The organism is Aquabacterium sp., from assembly GCF_050725395.1.
GTDB lineage: Bacteria > Pseudomonadota > Gammaproteobacteria > Burkholderiales > Burkholderiaceae_C > Aquabacterium.
Window position 1 is genome coordinate 1 of the sequence record NZ_JBOHHL010000111.1, and the last position, 1,043, is coordinate 1,043.

General features: G+C 67.5%; 1 protein-coding gene. It reads right to left on the reverse strand.

Features of this window, described 5'->3' with window-relative positions; all coding sequences use genetic code 11:
- A partial coding sequence (locus tag ACREB4_RS21345) for a transposase (protein ID WP_431590248.1) occupies positions 1–948 on the reverse strand: 948 nt, incomplete at its 3' end.
- Between the last annotated feature and the right edge of the window lie 95 nt (positions 949–1,043).

Sequence of the window (1,043 nt, forward strand, 5' to 3'; positions counted from 1 at the left end):
CGCCTCTTGCAGGCTCAGCACCCCGCGCGGCACGTTGGTGAAAAACACCGTCCAGCCGCACAGCGCCAGCGTCTCTTCGGACACTTGCCTGCCGTGCCGCTGGGCTTCCTCCTTCGCCTCGCACCGCCTTTTGGCCGCCACAGCTTCGGGCGTGCGAATGGCCAGTAGCCTGCCCTTGAGCCTCTTGCCCTCACCCAGCCACAGGCACCGGTCCAGCCGGTCGCCCTTCTGCCGCGCCAGATACCGCGCCAGTTTGCACTTGCGTCCTTGCTGGTCGTACACCATGCAGATGGATTTGATGCGGGTCAGGTAGTACGCGTCCTGTTCGTCCACGCCAGCCAGGTCGTCCAGGCCGAAGAAGCCCAGATCGGCCAGACGCAGCGAACGCGGTGGCAGGGGGGCACGGTGCGGCGGCGTCCCCACGTCGGATGTCTTGCCGGCGTGCAGGGACAAGCCTGTGATGGCGCCGCCGGACACCTCATAACGGACGACGGCCTTGAGGGAGGCCTTGCCGGCTACGGCGGCGGCGGTACCACCGCAGCCGGGCCACGCCTCGGCGAGGACGGCCGGCAGGGGGATGGTGGTGCCGTCGATCAGGTAGACGCCCTTGAAGCGGGCCAGCAGGCCGAGGGCGCGGGAGGGCGGGGCGAGGACTTTGGCCAGGGCCTTGTCGAGCAGGAGGCGGAAGAAGCCAGCGGCCTGGGGGGTGAAGCGACCGTCGAGGGACTGGGGTTTGATGGCGGCACCGGCGCGTGCGAGGGAGGCGGTGAGGTCGGCGGAGGTGGCGTCGGGATTCTGTAGCCAGCCGAAGACGAGGCCCTGAGCGAAGGCGGCCCCGGTGATCTTGCGGCGTCTGCGAATAAGGCAGGCCTGTAGAGCGGCCAGGTCGGCGTCGGTGGAGAAGAGTGTTTGCAAGGAGGGGACGAGGTCGGTAAATTGAACTTCCACGGGAGGCTCCTGTACGGATGGGTCTTGGTAAACACATCCTACGCAGGGGCCTCCCGCGCTAGAATCCTTAAACTGGTGCCTATGGGGACCGCACC